The 17,290-nt window shown below is 73.0% G+C and carries 15 protein-coding genes; 3 read left to right on the top strand and 12 right to left on the bottom strand.

The features are described from left to right. Positions 1–23: 23 nt before the first annotated feature. Both NIE111_RS11955 and NIE111_RS11950 read right to left on the bottom strand, forming a co-directional pair. Complete coding sequence (locus NIE111_RS11955; RefSeq protein WP_238684480.1) at positions 24–2,468, bottom strand: transposase; 2,445 nt, start codon at positions 2,466–2,468, stop codon at positions 24–26. 39 nt (positions 2,469–2,507) lie between these two features. Further along, positions 2,508–3,461, bottom strand: coding sequence for a SatS C-terminal domain-containing protein (locus NIE111_RS11950; protein WP_238684473.1), 954 nt, complete (start codon positions 3,459–3,461; stop codon positions 2,508–2,510). 160 nt (positions 3,462–3,621) lie between these two features. Here NIE111_RS11950 and NIE111_RS11945 point away from each other — a divergent pair, with 160 nt between their 5' ends. Next, on the top strand, positions 3,622–3,960 hold the full coding sequence (locus tag NIE111_RS11945; RefSeq protein WP_238684472.1) for a PadR family transcriptional regulator: 339 nt from the start codon (positions 3,622–3,624) through the stop codon (positions 3,958–3,960). Between the two features lie 21 nt (positions 3,961–3,981). On the opposite strand, the gene NIE111_RS11940 is transcribed toward NIE111_RS11945, so the two are convergent. From NIE111_RS11940 to deoC, 10 genes are all read right to left on the bottom strand, one after another. Then, a complete protein-coding gene (locus NIE111_RS11940; protein ID WP_238684471.1) occupies positions 3,982–4,656 on the bottom strand; it encodes a permease prefix domain 1-containing protein in 675 nt (224 codons plus the stop codon). 68 nt (positions 4,657–4,724) lie between these two features. Continuing rightward, positions 4,725–6,515 carry a thiol reductant ABC exporter subunit CydC gene (cydC, locus tag NIE111_RS11935; RefSeq protein ID WP_308193665.1) on the bottom strand — a complete coding sequence of 597 codons (1,791 nt, stop codon included), beginning with the start codon at positions 6,513–6,515 and terminating at the stop codon, positions 4,725–4,727. After that, a complete protein-coding gene (gene cydD, locus NIE111_RS11930) occupies positions 6,512–8,188 on the bottom strand; it encodes a thiol reductant ABC exporter subunit CydD (protein WP_238684470.1) in 1,677 nt (558 codons plus the stop codon). The genes cydC and cydD overlap by 4 nt, the downstream gene beginning before the upstream one ends. After that, positions 8,185–9,192: a cytochrome d ubiquinol oxidase subunit II gene (locus tag NIE111_RS11925; RefSeq protein ID WP_238684469.1), complete on the bottom strand. Its 1,008-nt coding sequence runs from the start codon at positions 9,190–9,192 to the stop codon at positions 8,185–8,187. The genes cydD and NIE111_RS11925 overlap by 4 nt, the downstream gene beginning before the upstream one ends. Before the next feature lie 10 nt (positions 9,193–9,202). Next, positions 9,203–10,456, bottom strand: a complete 1,254-nt coding sequence (locus NIE111_RS11920; protein ID WP_238684468.1) for a cytochrome ubiquinol oxidase subunit I — start codon at positions 10,454–10,456, stop codon at positions 9,203–9,205. Positions 10,457–10,809: 353 nt separating this feature from the next. Next, positions 10,810–11,715, bottom strand: coding sequence for a M56 family metallopeptidase (locus NIE111_RS11915; RefSeq protein WP_112624284.1), 906 nt, complete (start codon positions 11,713–11,715; stop codon positions 10,810–10,812). Between the two features lie 10 nt (positions 11,716–11,725). Continuing rightward, positions 11,726–12,199 carry a BlaI/MecI/CopY family transcriptional regulator gene (locus NIE111_RS11910; protein ID WP_238684467.1) on the bottom strand — a complete coding sequence of 158 codons (474 nt, stop codon included), beginning with the start codon at positions 12,197–12,199 and terminating at the stop codon, positions 11,726–11,728. Positions 12,200–12,506: 307 nt separating this feature from the next. Next, positions 12,507–13,331, bottom strand: a complete 825-nt coding sequence (locus NIE111_RS11905; protein WP_210818811.1) for an aldehyde dehydrogenase family protein — start codon at positions 13,329–13,331, stop codon at positions 12,507–12,509. Further along, positions 13,324–14,754, bottom strand: coding sequence for an aldehyde dehydrogenase family protein (locus NIE111_RS11900; RefSeq protein WP_238684466.1), 1,431 nt, complete (start codon positions 14,752–14,754; stop codon positions 13,324–13,326). Before NIE111_RS11900 ends, NIE111_RS11905 begins: the two co-directional genes overlap by 8 nt. A 6-nt stretch (positions 14,755–14,760) precedes the next feature. Continuing rightward, positions 14,761–15,720: a deoxyribose-phosphate aldolase gene (gene deoC / locus NIE111_RS11895; RefSeq protein WP_238684465.1), complete on the bottom strand. Its 960-nt coding sequence runs from the start codon at positions 15,718–15,720 to the stop codon at positions 14,761–14,763. 133 nt (positions 15,721–15,853) lie between these two features. On the opposite strand from deoC, the gene upp reads away from it, so the two are divergent. Together upp and NIE111_RS11885 are read left to right on the top strand one after the other, a co-directional pair. Further along, on the top strand, positions 15,854–16,486 hold the full coding sequence (gene upp, locus NIE111_RS11890) for a uracil phosphoribosyltransferase (protein ID WP_210784459.1): 633 nt from the start codon (positions 15,854–15,856) through the stop codon (positions 16,484–16,486). A 72-nt stretch (positions 16,487–16,558) separates the two neighbouring features. Then, positions 16,559–17,236 (top strand): GOLPH3/VPS74 family protein, encoded by a 678-nt coding sequence (locus NIE111_RS11885; protein ID WP_238684464.1) that lies wholly within the window; start codon positions 16,559–16,561, stop codon positions 17,234–17,236. Positions 17,237–17,290 lie beyond the last annotated feature (54 nt).

Genomic DNA, 17,290 nt, shown 5'->3' with positions numbered 1-17,290 from the left:
GCTTCTACGTGTGAGAAAGGGGGTCAGGACTGGTAGCCCGCCGAGCGGTACTCGTACTCCCGGTCGTCGTCGCGGTCCCCGTGGTCGCGGCTGAAGTCCCAGCCGCCGGCCGCCTCGCGACCGGGCCGACCACCCACAGCGAAACCGCCGATCTCCTGGCCGCGACGCCAGCCACGGAAGTAGCCGGTCGTGTTCTCCGCGAGGCTTGCCGCATCACGCACTATCCGCAATGGGCGCTCCTCGCGAAGCGGCGAACCCGGCACCAGGTTGGCCTGCGGCACGCGCTTCGGCAGCCCGGCGTTGGTCTCGGCGCCCACCGCCGGGCGGGCGGCCTGCTCCGCGGCCTGCCAGCCGGTGTCGGCGGTGGTCGACCAGTCCAGGTCGGACTCCTCGGCCTGCCCGACGAACCAGGCCGACTTGGCCTGCGCGAAGATCAGCAGATCGCCGTCGCCCTCATCGGCGACCGGCGGCGGTCGGTGCTCCATCGGCGGCGGCCGGTGCTCGACCGGGGGCGGCGGCCGGTGCTCGGCGGCGCGCTCGGTGCGGGCAGCCGCCCGACCGTTGCGAGCGGCCTGCTCCCGGTCGACCAGGCGCAGCGGCGGCGTCTCCAGGTGCTGGTCCGCGGGAGGGTTGAGCCCCTCGCGCAGCGCCCGGTCGGCCAGCGGCGGCGGCTCCACCAGCCGCAGCATCGGCGGCTCCGGAGGCAGGTCGTCCGCCAACCACGGCGGGGTGACCCGACCGTCGGCCCGACCCGGGTCGGTCGGGGCGTCGACACCGCGGCTGCCGCCGTACGAGTAGGCCACCGGGTTGTTCGGTGAGCTGTCGGACGGGTCCTCCGGGTTGTTGACCAGCGGCCAGTTGGCTCGGGAGCCGGGCGGTGCCGCCTCCTGCCCCGGCCGGGGGGTCGGCACCGGAATGCTGAGATCGGTGGCGCTGAACCCGCCGGTGGGTGGCTCGTCGACAGGGCGTTGCTGGTGGCTCGGCCGGGGCTCGCCGTTGGTCTTGGGGCGGGGCGGAATGACCGTCCGCTGCCGTTCGGCCCGCGCGTTGTTGATCGCGGCGGTGGTCAGCGTCGGCCGGAACGGCTCACCGGCCTCGGCTGGCGGCACCATGCCGCGCTGCGTCGGCGCGATCGGGGTGATCCCGGGCGGCGGAGGCGGCGGAGAGGAGACGGGCCGGTTGGTCGGGCCGTCGATCCGGCTCGGAAGCGGCTCGCTGCGACTGGGCAGCGTGGACGCCGGCGGACCAGCCATCGCCGCCGGGGTCATCGGCGCGGGTGCGACCGGCGGCGGCGTGACCGGCGCAGGGGCGACCGGCGGCGGCCCGAGCGGGCGGGGCGACGCCAACGGCGCGTTACCGGGGACCGGCTCGGGACGGCTGCGCCGCCCGACGGCGGGCGCCGGGTCGGCGGCTGCCGGGGTGGGTCGGACCGACCGCAACCCGGCGTTGGTGCCGGCGAGGCCGGTCATCCCGGCGTTGGTGCCGGCCAGGCCGGTCAACTCGCCGACGGACTCGCCGCGGCGGGCCGCGGCCCGCCGCCCGGGTGCCTGGACAGGCGTGCTGACCCGTGAGCTGAGCGCGCTGACCAGCGCCTCACAGCCGGCGTCGCAGGCCCGTACGGAGGCGACGGCCTGGCGGACCGTCTCGGCCACCGCGGACGTGAGCGCCCGGTTGACCGCGGCACGTCGGGGTGTCTCGGAGATGGCGACCCGCAGGGCGGTGACCGCCTCGTTGATCTCCTCGGCATCGGCGACCCCGTCCGCGGCCAGGTGCGCGGCGATGGCATCAGCCGCGACCGACACCTCACGGCCCCGGGCCACGGTGCCGCCGAGCATGCCCGGCTCGGGCAGCGCGTCCAGCACGGCCAGGGAGACCGGCTCGGCCGGGTCCGGGTATGCGCGCAGGGCCGCCGGGTAGAGCTCACGCAGAACCTCGCGCAGCGCCACGGCGGCGGAGTGTCGGCCACTGGCCAGCGCGGCGTGCGCGGCGAGCACCTGCTTGTAGCCGGCGAGGTCCCGGGGTGCCGGCAGGGTGACGGCGGAGAGCGCCCCCGCCTGCAACGCGCGGGCGAGGCCGACCGCCCGTCGTTCGACCGGAGGCGACTGCATCTCCTCAAGGGAGTCGTCATCGGCGAACCGCTCGGCGAAGTCGTCCACCGAGTCGTCGTCAGCGATCGCCAGGGGTCGCCCCGCCGCGCTCAGCAGCGAGGTGACCGTGTGGTCGTCGCTGTCGGCGGCGATGGCCGCACCGCTCGGCCCGCCCGACCGCTCCACGAGCAGCGCGACGAGCTGGGCGTAGCCAGCGGCGTCATCGCTGATCTCGCAGACATGCAGCAGACGGCCTGCGTCGTCGACCACAGCGGACGTCAGCATCGAACCGGCCGAGGCCGGTCGGTCAGCCGAATCCGCCGAGGCCAGACCGCAGTAAACGCGCACGAGCGCCACGGCGTCGTCCTCCTCCCGGGACAGGTCTTTCCTCTGCCAGCAACTGATGCTCCCCGGTACGGGTCAGTCGCGCCAGTCCACCACCGCAGAGATCTTGCCGACAATGGTGCGCCAACCCAAACTTGCGGTCTGCGCCCCGATCTTCTTCAGCCGTCGCCGAGCCATGAACGCGCCGATCCCACCGTTGGCGGTGCCACGCAGCGCCTCGTCCAGGTCGTCGAGGCTGGAGCCGGCGGAGAGCATGTCGAGTACCGCAGGCAGCCGCAATGCGTACGAGAGGTCACGCGCGGCCTCACCCGCCTCGATCAGCAGGGTCGAATCCCACGTGTCGTGCCCGCCGCGCAGGTTCTCCACGACCAGGTCGAGCTCGTAGGTGTCCTCGTCCAGCGGAGCGATATCTGCCGGCTCCACCCGTTCGGACAATTCATTCCAGCTGTCCAGTTGGGACAGATCGTTTGGCGCACCGGATCGGATGAAACTGACAAGCGACTCGGGGGTCTTGAACAGCAGCAGCTTGCCTCGGTTGCTGAGGAAGACCGGCACCTCCTCGTCGTCCGCCTCGTCCGTGACGGCCTCGTCCGACTCGTCGTCGGTCTCGGCGTCGGCGGCGGCGCCGTCACGGCGGCGCTTCGACTCGTCGTCCTCGTCGGCGAACTCCTGGGCCAGCTCCTCGTCGAGGATGACGACGGTCTCGTCGTCCTCTTCCTCCTCGATCGCCTGGCGGCGGGCGAGGAAGGGGTCGTCCTGGTCGCGCTCGGTCACGTCGGTCGGGGTCAGCGAGCTGGCCGGTCGGTACGCCCGGAGCGTGAAGCCGGTGCCGGCGGGCAGGGCGATCTCCACTGGGTCGATGCGCAGCTCGTCCCAGAGTGAGCGGTCGATCGACGCCGACGGGCGGTCGGTCTCGGTCTCGTCTGGCTCGGCCGCGCCGGTGGTGTCGTCGAGCTCGGGCTCGTCGGCGTCGGGCCGTTGGGGCGACTGGCGGGCCACGCTGACCTCCGTGTGCTTCGGGTTGCCCACCCACCGGGGTCTCTGACCGGCGAGTGACTCTGGGCACATACCCTAGTCGGCAGCCCTGGGTGACCGATGCCCGCACCCCGGTGGCCGGTTGGCGCACGGGTCCGACCTGCTGGTCGTCACCGCTGGCGAAGCGGCGGTTCGACAAGTAGCGTAGCTACGCATGAAGGCCCAGGAACTGCACGGCCATCTCGACGCTCTGCTGCTCGCCGTGCTCGAACAGGGCGCGCTGCACGGCTACGCGATCATCGAGGCGCTGCGCGCCCGCAGTGACGGCAGTCTGGATCTGCCCACCGGCACCATCTATCCGGCGCTTCGTCGCCTGGAACGCGCCGGTCACGTGGCGAGCACCTGGAGCACTGTCAGCGGCCGGGAACGGCGGACGTACCAGCTCACCGACTCCGGCCGGCGGGCGCTGGCCGGTGAGCGGGCCGGCTGGCGCGAGTTCCAACTGACCGTCGGCCGGTTCCTCGATCCCGGCAGCCCGCCCACCCCGGCCTGACCCGCTCGAATCCGAAGCCGATCAGCGCGTGGCGGCCAGCAGCCAGCCGCGGGCCGCGCGGGTCAGCGAGAAGTAGGCGCCGCCCACCAACACCGCACCGATGATCATCGGTGGCCAGTGCGCCGCCGCGTCCCAGAGGTTGAGCGACCAGGTGAAGAGGGCGCTGCCGGCCACTATGCCGAGGATCAGGACGCCGGTCAGGCCGGCGCCCACCGCGCGTTGGGCCAGGGCCAGGCCGGGCCGTGGCGCTCGCGCGGTCGCCCAGACCACCAGCAGACCGGCCACCGAGAGCGCCAGCGCGCTCATCCAGATCCAGTCGACCGAGTTGGAGAGCAGCAGGTAGCCGGCCGGAGGGCGTGGGCCACCACTCCAGCTCGACCCCCGCCAGGTCAGATCACCGGCGAACACCCCCACCCCAGCGATCGCCAGCATCCGCAGGGAGAGCCCACGCAGGGCGCCCACCGCCAGCTCGGCCTGCCAGGACGGGAGCACCTGCGCCGGTGAGCCGAACTCCACCACCGCCCGGCGCTGCGCCTCGGTGGGTGGCACCCCGCTCTCGCGGTACGCCTCGACGGCGTCCAGCAACCCGTGTCGGGCCTCGGTCAGTAGGTCGGACTTGAGTCGCGCCGGCCCCTGCAGTCGAGCGGCCAGCTCCCGCAGGTGCTCGTCGACCATCACGTCCTCACCGCGCCCCATGGCACCACACTGCCACGGACTCCCGCCGGTCGACGTCCGGGAGAACCCTGGTCCGTCCCCGAGTCGGGTCAGGGGGCGAGCGCCAGGTAACCCCGTTCGGCCGCGGCCTGGAGCAGCCACTGGTCCCGGTACCAGCCCGGGGCCGCTACCAACTCGGCGTGCCGACCACGCTGGATCACCCGACCGCCGTCCAGGACCACTATCTCGTCCAGCTCGGCCAGCCCGCTGAGCCGGTGGCTGATCAGCAGCACCGAGTGCCCGGCGGGGGTGGCGGCGAGGGCGGACGCGAGCACCGCGTCCGCGGCGGTCGGGTCCAGACCTTCGGTGGGCTCGTCGAGCACCAGCACCGGCGGCGCGGCGAGTAGTGCCCGGGCCAGCGCCAGCCGCTGCCGCTGCCCGCCGGAGAGCTGCCCGCCCTCCTCGCCGACCAGCGTGTCCCAGCCAGCCGGCTGAGCGCGGACCCAGTCCAGCAGTCCGGCGGCGGCGGTGGCCGCGGTCAGCTCCTCCTCGCCCGCTCCGGCCCGCCCGAGCAGCAGGTTCTCCCGCACCGTGGCATGGAAGACGTACGCCTCGGCCAGCAGCCCGCCGACGGCGCGCGGCAGGGCCTCCTCGGCGTACGCCGAGAGGTCTTGACCGTCCAGGGTGACCCGGCCGGACACGGGCCGGACGGTGCCGGTCAGCACCGCGGCCAGTGTGCTCTTGCCGGCGCCGCTCGGGCCGACGACAGCGATCCGGCGTCCCGCGGGCAGGTCCAGGCTGACCCCGTCCAGGGCGGGCGCCGCACCGGCCCGGTACCGCACTGTCACGTCGTCGAAACGCAGCTCGTGCGGGCCGGTCAGGTCCGTTGGACCGGCCGCCGGCGGCGCGGTCGGCGGGTCGGGGTCGAGCAGGTCGGCCACCCGGCTCAGGCCGGGCCGTAGCTGCGTCCACTGCCGGGCCGCCGCGACCAACACCAGCGTCACCTCGACGGCGGCCAGTGTGCCGACGGCCAGGACGCCCACCAGCACGCCCGACACGTCGGCGGCGAGCGCGACAAGCACCACCGCTGCCGCGGTCACGCCGGCGGCCAGCACGCCGGCCGCGTCCACAGCGAAGCCGGTGGCGGCCAGCCGACGTTCCAGCCGGGCCAGCCGGTGGGCGCGCTGCTCGGCGGCGCGCAACGTGACGTCGGTCGCCCCGAACGCGGCCAGGTCGGCCGCGCCGTGGGTGAGGTCGATCGCGTCGGTGGCCAGCGCGCCCCGCAGGGGGGCCACCTCGGCCGCGCTGCGGCGGGTGACAGCGGTGGCCAACGCGGGCAGCGCCACCCCGGCGACCAGCAGCCCGACGGCGAGCGCGCCAGCGGCCGGTGGTGAGATCAGCGCCGCCACGGCGACCGCCAGGACACCGACCACTGCCGCCGCCGAGGCGGGCACCAGCACCCGCAACAACAGGTCCTGCACGGCCTCCACGTCGGAGACCAGTCGACTCAGCACGTCCCCGGAGCGGTGCGCAGTGCCACGGCGGGCCGCCAGGGTGGCGAAGACCCGGGCCCGGACATCGGTGATCATGCGGAGCACCGCGTCGTGCCCGGCGAGCCGTTCGGTGTAGCGGAACACGCCCCGGCTGATCGCCAGCGCCCGGACCGCGACGATCGCCACAGTGAGGCGGTCCAGCGGAGGCTGACCGGCGGCGCTCATCAGCAGCCAGGTGGCGGTGGCCATCAGGGCCAGGCCGGCGAACTCGGTGGCGGCCGCCAGCAGCCCGGCTCCGATCAGGCGGCCCAGGTACGGCCGGGCCAGTCGCAGCACTGCCCGCTCGGCGGCGGCCCGCCCGGCCGGTGCCGCGTCGGCCACCACCGCCCGCCCGTGTTCCCCGGTCATCGGGCGGCCTTCCCGGTCGGCTCGGGTGTCAACTCGGTGACCAGACCGTCCTCGATGCGCAGGATCCGGTCGGCGTCGGCCAGCAACGCCGGTCGGTGCGCTACCAGCAGCGCCGTCCGCCCGGCGACCAGGCGACGGGTGGCGTCGAGCACCACCGCCTCGGCCGCCGTGTCGAGGCGGGCGGTGGGTTCGTCGAGCAGCACCACCGGGGCGGCGCGCAGGAACGCACGGGCCAGCGCCACCCGCTGCCGCTGCCCACTGGACAGCCCGTGACCGCGCTCACCGAGCAGGGTGTCCAGGCCGTCGGGCAGGCCGGCCACCACGTCGTCCAGGGCGGCGTCGCGCACCGCGGTGGCGAGGACGTCGGCCGGGGTGTCCGGCGCGCCGAGACGGATGTTGTCGGCCAGCGAGGCGGCGAAGAGGTGGGCCCGCTGCGGCACCCAGGCGAGCTGCCGGCGCCAGGCGTCCGGGTCGGCGGTGGCGAGGTCGACCCCGTCCACCGTGATCCGGCCGCTGGTCGGCACCACGAAGCCCAGCAGCAGGCCGAGCAGAGTGCTCTTGCCGGCGCCACTGGGACCGATGATGGCGATCCGCTCGCCGGGCCGGATGGTCAGCGTGACGTCGCGCAGCGCGGTGGTCCGCTCGTACGCCACTGTCACCCCCTCGAACCGGATCTCGGCCCGAGCGTCGGGGACGGTGGCGCCCTCGGCGGCCCGGGGCGCGGGGGGCGCGGCGGAGACGGTCAACGCCTCGTCCAGCGCGGCCAGCCCCTCCATGCTGGCGTGGAAGCGGCTACCGGCGGCCCGCAACGGCAGGTACGCCTCCGGCGTCAGGAGCAGCACCAGCAACGCGGTCTGCAGGGCCAGCCCACCGCCGAGCAGGCGGATGCCGACCGGCACCGCTACCAGCGCCACCGAGAGGGTGGCGACCAGTTCGAGGACCAGCGCGGAGAGGAACGCGATCCGCAACGTCTTCATGGTGGCGACGCGGTGACCGTCAGCCATCCGGCGTACCACGTCGGTCTGCGCCCGGGCCCGCCCGAACGCGCGCAGGGTGGGCAGCCCGGCGACCATGTCCAGGAAGTGCCCGCCGAGCAGCGCGAGCCGCCGCCACTGCCGCTCGGTGGCGGCCTGCGCCTGCCAGCCGAGCAGCGCACCGAAGACCGGGATCAGCGGCAAGGTCAGCGCGATGATCACCGCCGAACTCCAGTCGGCGAAGACGACCCGCGCCAGCACCGCCAGGGGCACCGTCACGCTGAGCACCAGTTGCGGCAGGTACCCGGTGAAGTACGCGTCCAGCGCGTCCAACCCACGCCCGGCCAGTGTGGCGATCTCACCGGCCCGCTGCCCGGCCACCCACCCGGGCCCGTGCCGGCCCACAGCGCCGAGCAGGTCGGCCCGCAGCGTTGCCTTGACGGTGGCGGCGACCCGCGCCGAGACCGTGCCCTGCGCCCAGACGAGTGCCGAGCGGGCGGCGACAGCGACCACGAAGCCGGCAAGCGCCGGTCGATCCAGCCGACCGTCGATCGCGGTGGCCAGCAGCGACGCGAGCGCGGTGGCCTGCGCCACGATCAACCCGGCGGCCAGCACCCCCAGGAGCCCGAGCACGGCAAGATCGCCCCGGGCCGCAGGGACCCGGCGCAGCAGACGCGGGTCGAACGGACGGCGGCTCACCAGTACACCGGTGCCCTACCGTCGGTCCGTCCTCGGAAAACCCACCAGCACATCGCCTGGAAGCCTAGTAGGGCCGGAAGTAGCGGTAGCGCCACCCAGCCCAGCAGCCGCAGTGTCGGTGCGCTGGCGGCGGCGTCGGCCACCCGCAGCGAGGCGTCCGGGTCGGTCGTGGACACCAGCACGTAGGGCCAGAGAGCGGCTCCGACCAGCAGCACCGGCAGCGCCAGGGCCGCGCCGGTGGCGACCAGAGCCCACCCTGGCCGCCGCCGGGCCAGCGCCGCGCGGGCCGCCAGCAGCGCCGCCACGAGCAGCACCGGCAGGAGTACGGCCACCGCCGGCCGCTGCACGGCGTCGCGTACCCGGGCGGAGAGCAGGCCCACGACGGTGGCCACTGCGACAGCGGTGAGCGCCACCGGCACCAGCCGGCGGGCCGTACGACCGACCACGACGGCGGCCTCGGCCGACAGTCGCAGGGTGAGGAAGGTCGCCCCGTGCACCGCGACCACTGTGACCATGGCCAACCCGGCGGCGGCCGCGAACGGGGTCGCCAGGTGTGCCACGCCGGCGACGTGCCCGTCGGCCTGGAGGGGGACGCCCTGCAACAGCGCGGCGAGCAGCACGCCCCAGCCCAGCGCGGCGAGGACGCTGCCGATCATCACGACGCGGTCCCAGCGGGCCCGGATCCGCTCGTCGTCGGGTCGGCTGCGCAGTTGCACCCCGACGGTGACCAGGATGACGCCGACCAGCGCGCCGGCTACCGCCGGATAGCAGCCGGCGAGCAACTCGCCCTCCAGCAGGGGGAACGCGCCGAAGAGGATGCCCACGGCGGCCACCAGCCACACCTCGTTGCCGAGGAAGAACGGGCCGAGCGCGGTGAGCGCCTCCCGCCGCCCGGCCGGCCCGACGCCGCGGGCGAGCAGCAGCCCGACGCCGTAGTCGTAGCCGGCGAGCACCAGGTAGCTGGCGAAGAAGAGGCCGAGCAGGGCGTACCAGGCGAGGTCCACTGTCTACTCCTCAGAGGAGGGCGGGTTCGGGGTGGGCCGGTTCGCTGGGCGGTGCCGGTGGGCGGCCGAGGGCCGGGTCGGCCGCGCCGCGCCTGGCGTGCCGGGCGAGCAGCACCCAGTTGGTGACGGCGAGGGTGCCCAGCAGCAGGCTGAACCCGATCAGCGAGGTGAGCATCAGCGGTGCGCTGACCGGGGAGACGGCCTGCTCGGTGGGGAGCAGCCCGTACGCCACCCAGGGTTGACGGCCGACCTCCCGGGAGATCCAGCCGAGGATCACAGCGATGAACGGCAGCGGCAGTCCGAGCACGATCAGCCAGAGCGGGAAGCGCAGTCGGATGACCCAGTCCCGGAAGAGCAGGGGCAGCAGGAGCCAGACGCAGCCGAGGGTGAAACCGATCAGGATCATGAAGCCCAACCCGACGCTGGCCAGCGCCGGCGGGGTGTAGTCGCCGGGGCCGAACCGCGTGGTCCACTCGGCTATCAGTGCCTGGCTCTCCGGGCCGTCGCCGCCGAACTTTGTCGGCTGTACCGAGCCCACCGGACCGAACTGGGCGAAACCGAACCCCTGCACCATGGTGATGGCCAGTGCCGCGGTGACCAGGCCGATCCGCAGCGAGGTGCGAAAGAGCGCGAAGTCCGGGGTACGCCGGATCAGGTGCCCGGCGCTGACCGCCGCCATCAGCATCCCGCCGACCAGCAGCGCTGCCGAGACCACGTGCCCGAAGGCCATGCCGAGGCTGGGGTTGGTGAGAAGCGCGCCGAAGTCGGTGAGGTGGGCGATCCCGTCGCGGACCTCGTAGCCGACCGGATTCTGGAGCCAGGAGTTGGCCACCATGATCCAGAACGCCGAGGCGTACGCGGTGATCGCCACACCCCAGAGCAACGCGAGGTGGACGCCCTTGCCGAGCCGGTGCCAGCCGAAGATCCACATCCCGAGGAACGTGGACTCCAGGAAGAACGCCACAAGCGTCTCGATGGCCAGAGGCGCGCCGAAGACGTTGCCGACGTAGCGCGACAGGCCACTCCAGTTCAGCCCGAACTGGAACTCCATCACGATCCCGGTGGCGATGCCGAGCACGTAGTTGATCACGTAGAGCTGGCCCCAGTAGCGGGTCAGCCGCTCCCACTTCGGGTTGCCGGTGAGCACCCAGGCGGTCTGCATGCCGACCAGCAGGGTGACCAGCCCGAGCGTGACCACCACGAACAAGAAGTGGATCGAGGTGGTGGTGGCGAACTGCAGGCGGGCGAGGAGCAGGGTGTCCATGACCAGCCCTCCATAGCGTTGGCTCCCTTGTCGTAGCCACCCTACACGTAGTTTGCCTACTGGTAAGACCTACTACGCCCTGTCGTAGGAAACTTTACTACGCCACGTAGTAATTGAGGAGATCGCGCTCGATCCTGGATGTAGTGGTCTCGCGACCCCGAGATGCCCCTCGATCCTGGATCGAGTGCGATCTTGCGAGGGTGCCGGGCGCGCGGTGCGGGGGCGCGCGCGGTGCGGGGCGCGCGCGGTGCGGGGCGCGTCGGGGAGGGAAGCGGGGTGCGAGGGCGCGCCCGGGGCGCGGGGCAGCGCCCTCCGCGCGGCTCCCGCGTGGGCTCAGCGGTGCCCGGTGGGCGTCAGCTCAGGAAGAGGGTGACCGGGAGGGCGACCAGGGTGGTGGCGACCGCGAGGGCGGTGGCGCCGAGCACCCGGGGCGGCCGGTCGCTGACCAGTAGGCGCTGCACCCGTACGTCGAGATCCCGGTCGCCCATGCCGAGCGCGCCGGCCGGGGTGATCCGGTGCCCGGCGGCGGCGAACCGGCGCAGCGCACCCGCCAGCGGGGCCTCGGCGTGCAGCTCGCGGGCCTTGTCGTCGGCGCGCATCTCGACCAGCAGGGCGACCCGCTCGTGCGCGTCGCGCACCCAGCCGAACCACGGCAGTGCCCGGCACAGCGCGGTGAAAGGCAGCAGCACCAGGTCGTGCCGCTCGTGGGCGTGCGCACGCTCGTGGCTGAGCACCGCGGCCAGCTCGGCCCGGTCCAACAGGCTCAGGGTGCCGGCGCTGACCACCACCTGCGGCTTCACGCCCGGCAGGCAGTACGCGGCGGCGCTCGGATGATCCAACACCAGCGCGCCCGGCGCGGCCGGGTCGTTCCGGGCGACAAGGGAGAGCAGGTCCCGGTGGCGACGCTGGGCGCGTACGGTGCCGTGGATGCTGCGCACTGTCGTCGTGACCAGCACCGCCCCGATGCCGAAGCCCACGCCGACGCCGGCCAGGTGGAACGTGCCCACCCCGATCGGCAGGGCGCCGTGGGCGAGGTCGTTGGCCAGGGCGAGCAGTGCGCTGCCGGTCGGCCTGTCGTACGCGCTCAACCCGAGCGCCATCGGCAGGCCCATCGCCGAGAGGCCCAACGCCAACCCGACGGCCTGCCAGCAGACGATCGCCACCCGGGGGCTGCGCCACGTCCAGGTGGAGCGGGCCAACACCTGGGCAGTCAGATAGCAGGCCAGCATCGTGGCGGCGAAGTGCACGGCGTAGGCCATGGCGCGCGCCCTACCGCTCCGCTGCCTCGCCGGCGGGTCGTCGGCCCGCCGGCCCGTCCACCCGGTCGGTCAGGGCGTCGGCCCCGCCCGCGTCGCCGCCGGTGGAGCCCGGCCCGGCCAGGCCGGCCTCGCTGCCCAGGGCCGCTCGCAGCACCTCGGCCTCGGTGCCGGTCACCGAGCGGGCGAAGCGCACCAGTGCGGCGTCCCGGCTGCCACCCAGGTCGAGGGCGTCGAGCATGAGTTGAGCGATGTGCGCCTCGCGGCTGGCCGCCGGACGGTACCGCCAGGCCCGGCCCTCCCGCTCCCGTTGCACCATGCCCTTGCCGGCGAGGCGGTCCAGCACCGTCATCACAGTGGTGTACGCCAGCTCACGACCATCGAGCGCGTCGGCCACCTCGCGCACGGTCACCCCGTCCGACGTGCCGGGAACCACGTCCCACAGCACGTCCATCACCGCACGCTCAAGATCGCCCAACCGAGTCACGAATCAATCCTACCCCCGGTAGTAGACCCCCCACCCACTGAGCCGTCCCAACCCGGGCCCACCCCCGATTGGCGCAAGATCCGGACAACAACAGGGTTGTTGCTGCCGCACGGACGCGTGAGGCAGCAACAACCCTGACGTTGCGCAGATCTTGGTGACCCACCCCGAGGCAGTACCAGTGAGCTGACCCGACCGACGGACCCGGCCCACGTCAGGTTTTCCGGGGGAGCCCCGCCCGCGCAGGGATCAAGCCTGACCGCCCGGAGCGGGCGGGGCTCCCCCGGAAAACCCCAAAGGCAGGAAGCGATCACACCCCCTTGGGGTGCCACACCGTCTTCGTCTCCAACAGCGCGGTCATCGGCGCCACCCCTGGGTCAGCGGTCCAGTCGTGGTCGGCCGGAGCCGGTCGGAGCACCCGCTTGAGGTTCTCCGCGGCCTTGACCTCCAGGTCGGTGGCGAGCGCGGCGTCGGTGACCCCGGTCAGGTCGATCGCGTTGACGTCCATGTGCGCGGCCAGCGTCGGCGCGGTCTCGGTGATCGCGCCGGTGAGGATGTTGACGACACCGCCGGGCAGGTCGGAGGTGGCCAGCACCTCGGCCAGCGTCACCGCCGCCAGCGGCTCGCTCGGGGACGCCGCCACCACCACCGTGTTGCCGGTGACGATCGCCGGGGCGATCACGCTGACCAGGCCGAGCAGCGCCGGGCGCTCCGGGGCGACCACAGCGACCACGCCGGTCGGCTCGGGCGCGGAGATGTTGAAGTACGGGCCGGCGACGGGGTTGGCGCCGCCGTACACCTGGGCCAGCTTGTCGGCCCAGCCGGCGTACCAGACCCAGCGGTCGACAGCGGCGTCCACCTCGTCGCCGGGGATGCCCAGGGCGACGAACTGTTCGCGGCGGCCCTCCAGCATCTCGGCGGCCCGGTAGAGGATCTGACCCCTGTTGTACGCGGTCGCGCCGGCCCAGCCCTTGACGGCGGCGCGGGCGGCGACCACCGCGTCCCGGGCGTCCTTGCGGGAGGCCAGTGACACATTCGAGGACTGCACGAGATACGACCGTCCCGACTCGCTGCGCGGAAACTTCCCGCCGATGAAGAGCTTGTACGTCTTGCGTACCGCGACCCGCTCAGACATTGAGGTAGCCCTCCAGCCCGTGCCGGCCGCCCTCGCGACCGTAGCCCGACTCCTTGTACCCACCGAACGGCGAGGTGGGGTCGAACTTGTTGAAGGTGTTGGCCCAGACCACGCCGGCGCGCAGCCGGTCGGCCATCCACAGGATCCGGGAGCCCTTGTCGGTCCAGATCCCGGCCGACAGCCCGTACGGCGTGTTGTTGGCCTTCTCCACGGCCTCGGCCGGGGTGCGGAAGGTGAGCACCGACAGCACCGGGCCGAAGATCTCCTCGCGGGCGATCCGGTGTGCCTGGGTGACGCCGGTGAAGATGGTCGGCGCGAACCAGAAGCCCCGGTCGGGCAGGTCGCACGGCGGTGACCAGCGCTCGGCGCCCTCGGCGGAACCGGCGTCGGACAGTTCGCGGATCCGCTCCAGTTGGGCGGCCGAGTTGATCGCGCCGACGTCGGTGTTCTTGTCCAACGGGTCGCCGACCCGCAGCTGAGCCATCCGTCGCTTCAGCGACTCCAGCACCCGGTCGGCCACGTTCTCCTGAACCAGGAGTCGGGAGCCGGCGCAGCAGACGTGCCCCTGGTTGAAGAAGATGCCGTTCACGATGCCTTCGACGGCCTGGTCGATCGGTGCGTCGTCGAAGACGATGTTGGCGGCCTTGCCGCCCAGTTCCAAGGTGAGTTTCTTGCTGGTGCCGGCGACCGACCGGGCGATGGCCCGGCCCACGTCGGTGGAGCCGGTGAAGGCGACCTTGTCCACGCCGGGGTGCTCGACCAGCGCGCGGCCGGTGTCGCCGGCGCCGGTGAGGATGTTGACCACACCGGCCGGCAGTTCGGCCTGCTGGCAGATCTCGGCGAAGAGCAGCGCGGTCAGCGGGGTGGTCTCGGCCGGCTTCAGCACGACGGTGTTGCCCGCGGCGAGCGCCGGGGCGATCTTCCAGGCCAGCATGAGCAGCGGGAAGTTCCACGGGATGACCTGCGCGGCCACGCCGATGGGCCGCGGGTTCGCGCCGAACCCGGCGTGCTCCAGCTTGTCGGCCCAGCCCGCGTAGTAGAAGAAGTGCGCGGCGACCAGCGGCAGGTCGACGTCGCGGGACTCGCGGATCGGCTTGCCGTTGTCCAGCGACTCCAGGACGGCCAGCTCGCGGGAGCGCTCCTGGATGAGCCGGGCGATCCGGTACAGGTACTTCGCCCGGTCCCGGCCCGACATCGGGCCCCAGACCTTGTCGTACGCCTTGCGGGCGGCCCGCACCGCGCGTTCCACGTCCTGGGCGCCGGCCTCGGCGACCTCGGCCAGCACCTCCTCGGAGGCGGGGTTGATCGACTTGAAGCTGTCACCGTCGGTCGGGTCGACGAACGTGCCGTCGATGAACAGCCCGTACGAGGGCTTGAGGTCCACCACCGAGCGGGACTCGGGGGCGGGGGCGTATTCGAACATCGGCTATCAGTCCAGGGTGAAGTAGTCGGGACCGGAGTAGGTGCCGGTCGTCAGCTTGGTGCGCTGCATCAGCAGGTCGTTGAGCAGGCTGGACGCGCCGAAGCGGAACCAGTCCGGGTCGAGCCAGTCCGGGCCGACGGTCTCGTTGACCATCACCAGGTACTTGATCGCGTCCTTGGTGGTCTTGATGCCACCGGCGGGCTTCACGCCCACCTGCCGTCCGGTCGCTTCGCGGAAGTCGCGGACCGCTTCCAGCATCACCAGGCTCACCGGCATGGTCGCCGCGATCGGGACCTTGCCGGTGGAGGTCTTGATGAAGTCGCCGCCGGCCAGCATGGCCAGCCAGGAGGCCCGCCGGACGTTGTCGTAGGTGGCCAGCTCGCCGGTCTCCAGGATCACCTTGAGGTGGGCATCCCCGGAGGCCTCCTTGGTGGCCACGATCTCGTCGTAGACCTCCTTGTACCGCCCGGCCAGGAACGCACCCCGGTTGATCACCATGTCGATCTCGTCGGCGCCGGCCGCGACGGCGGCCCGGGTGTCGGCCAACTTGATCTCCAACGGCGCCTGACCCGACGGGAACGCGGTCGCCACGCTGGCCAGGTGCACACCCGAGCCGCGCAGTACCTCCGCCACGTAGGGGACCATCGCCGGGTAGACGCAGACCGCGCCGACGTGCGGGCAGGACGGGTCGGCCGGGTCCGGACGCAGGGCCTTCGCGGCGAGCGCGCGCACCTTGCCCGGGGTGTCCGCCCCTTCCAGGGTGGTCAGGTCGACCATCCGGATCGCCAGGTCGATCGCCTGGGCCTTGGCGGTGGTCTTGATGGAGCGGGTGCCGAGCTGTGCCGCCCGCTGCTCCGCGCCGACCTGGTCCACGCCGGGCAGGCCGTGCAGGAAGGTCCGCAGAGCGGTCTCGGATCGTCCCAGCTCGGAGAGCTCCGACCGGGCCGACGTCGTTGTCGCCGTCATGGCGAGAAGTCTACGCACCAGACCGCCGAGTGATCTTGCTCACGACCGCTCGATGACGCGCTGACGTGAGCGGCGTCCCTGGTCCGACCGCACCCGCACCGCCGCGCGGTACGGACCGGTAGGTTGAGCGATCGTGGACGTACACGTCATTGACCACCCGCTGGCCCAGTCTCGACTGACCGCCATGCGGGACGCGCGCACCGATTCCTCGACGTTCCGGGCGGCGCTGCACGAACTGACCACCATGCTGGTGTACGAGGCGGCGCGCACCTTCCCCGTCGAGCGGTATCCGGTGCAGACGCCGGTCACCGGCACCGAGGGCACCCGGCTGGCCAACCCGCCGCTGCTGGTCCCGGTGCTGCGCGCCGGCCTGGGCATGGCGGACGCCGCGCTCGGCCTGCTGCCGGAGTCGTCGATGGGCTTCGTGGGCCTGGCCCGCGACGAGGAGACCTACGAGCCCCGCGCGTACATGGAGTCGTTGCCCCGCGATCTGGCCGGTCTGCCGGTGCTGGTGCTCGACCCGATGCTGGCCACCGGTGGTTCGCTGGAGCACTCCTGTCGGCTGCTGGCCGACCGGGGCTGCACCGACATCACAGTGCTCTGTGTGCTCGCCGCCCCGGTCGGCATCGAGCGGCTGGAACGCTCCGGTCTGCCGCTGCGCCTGGTCACGGCCTCGATCGACGAGGGGCTCAACGACAGCATGTTCATCGTCCCCGGCCTCGGCGACGCCGGCGACCGCCAGTTCGGTGGCATGCCCCGCTTCTGAGGGGATACCCGGTCGGTGCCGGGTCCGGCGGGTCCGTGCGCGCGGTGCGCGGACCCGCTACCGTCTCCGGCCATGACTGGTGTTGCGCTCGCCGAGGAGTTGCTGCTCCTCGCCTACGACGACACGACCGGCAAGGCGACAATGCCACGGATCAGCCTGGACCTGGGCATGGCCGCCGCGGTGCTGGTCGAGCTGGCTCTGGCCGGCCGGATCGCGTACGCCGACGGGTCCCTGACGGTGATCGACCCGACGCCGACCGGCGAGCCGTTCAGCGACGATGTCCTCAGCCGGATCGCCGCCGACACCCCGCACACCCCGGCGTCCTGGGTGCAGCGTCTGCGGCACGGCCTGCGCGACCGGATCCTCGCCGACCTGTGTCGGCAGGGCGTCGTCCGGGACGTCGACGAGACCGAGCTGGGCTTCATCCACGTGCACCGTTACCCGGTCGTGGACACCTCCGTCGAGGCGGAGACCCGGCAGCGGCTGGCCGAGGCGCTGACCGGCGCGGCAGCCCCGGACGAGCGGACCGCCGCGCTGGCCACCCTGGTGGTGGTGCTCCGGATGGAGTCCGCGCTCGGGGTGAGCGGCGAGGCCGCCGCCGACGCCCGCCGCCGGCTGACGGAGATCGCCACCGGCGCCGGGTTCTCCGGCGAGGTGAGCACCGACGACTCGGTGGTCCGTCCGTCGGTCGGCCTGGTCGTCGCCGCCCTGGCCAGGGCCGTCGACCAGGCCCTCGGCCCGCGCCGCTGACGTCGGGTCGACCCGCTCGGCGCGCCCTTTGCTCTGCACCCGCCCAGGCGCCAC

Origin of the sequence: Micromonospora hortensis (genome assembly GCF_022230935.1) — a bacterium.
GTDB classification, from domain to species: domain Bacteria; phylum Actinomycetota; class Actinomycetes; order Mycobacteriales; family Micromonosporaceae; genus Micromonospora; species Micromonospora hortensis.
Note: the sequence above shows the minus strand (reverse complement) of the source record. Positions and strands in the feature narration are given on the sequence as shown.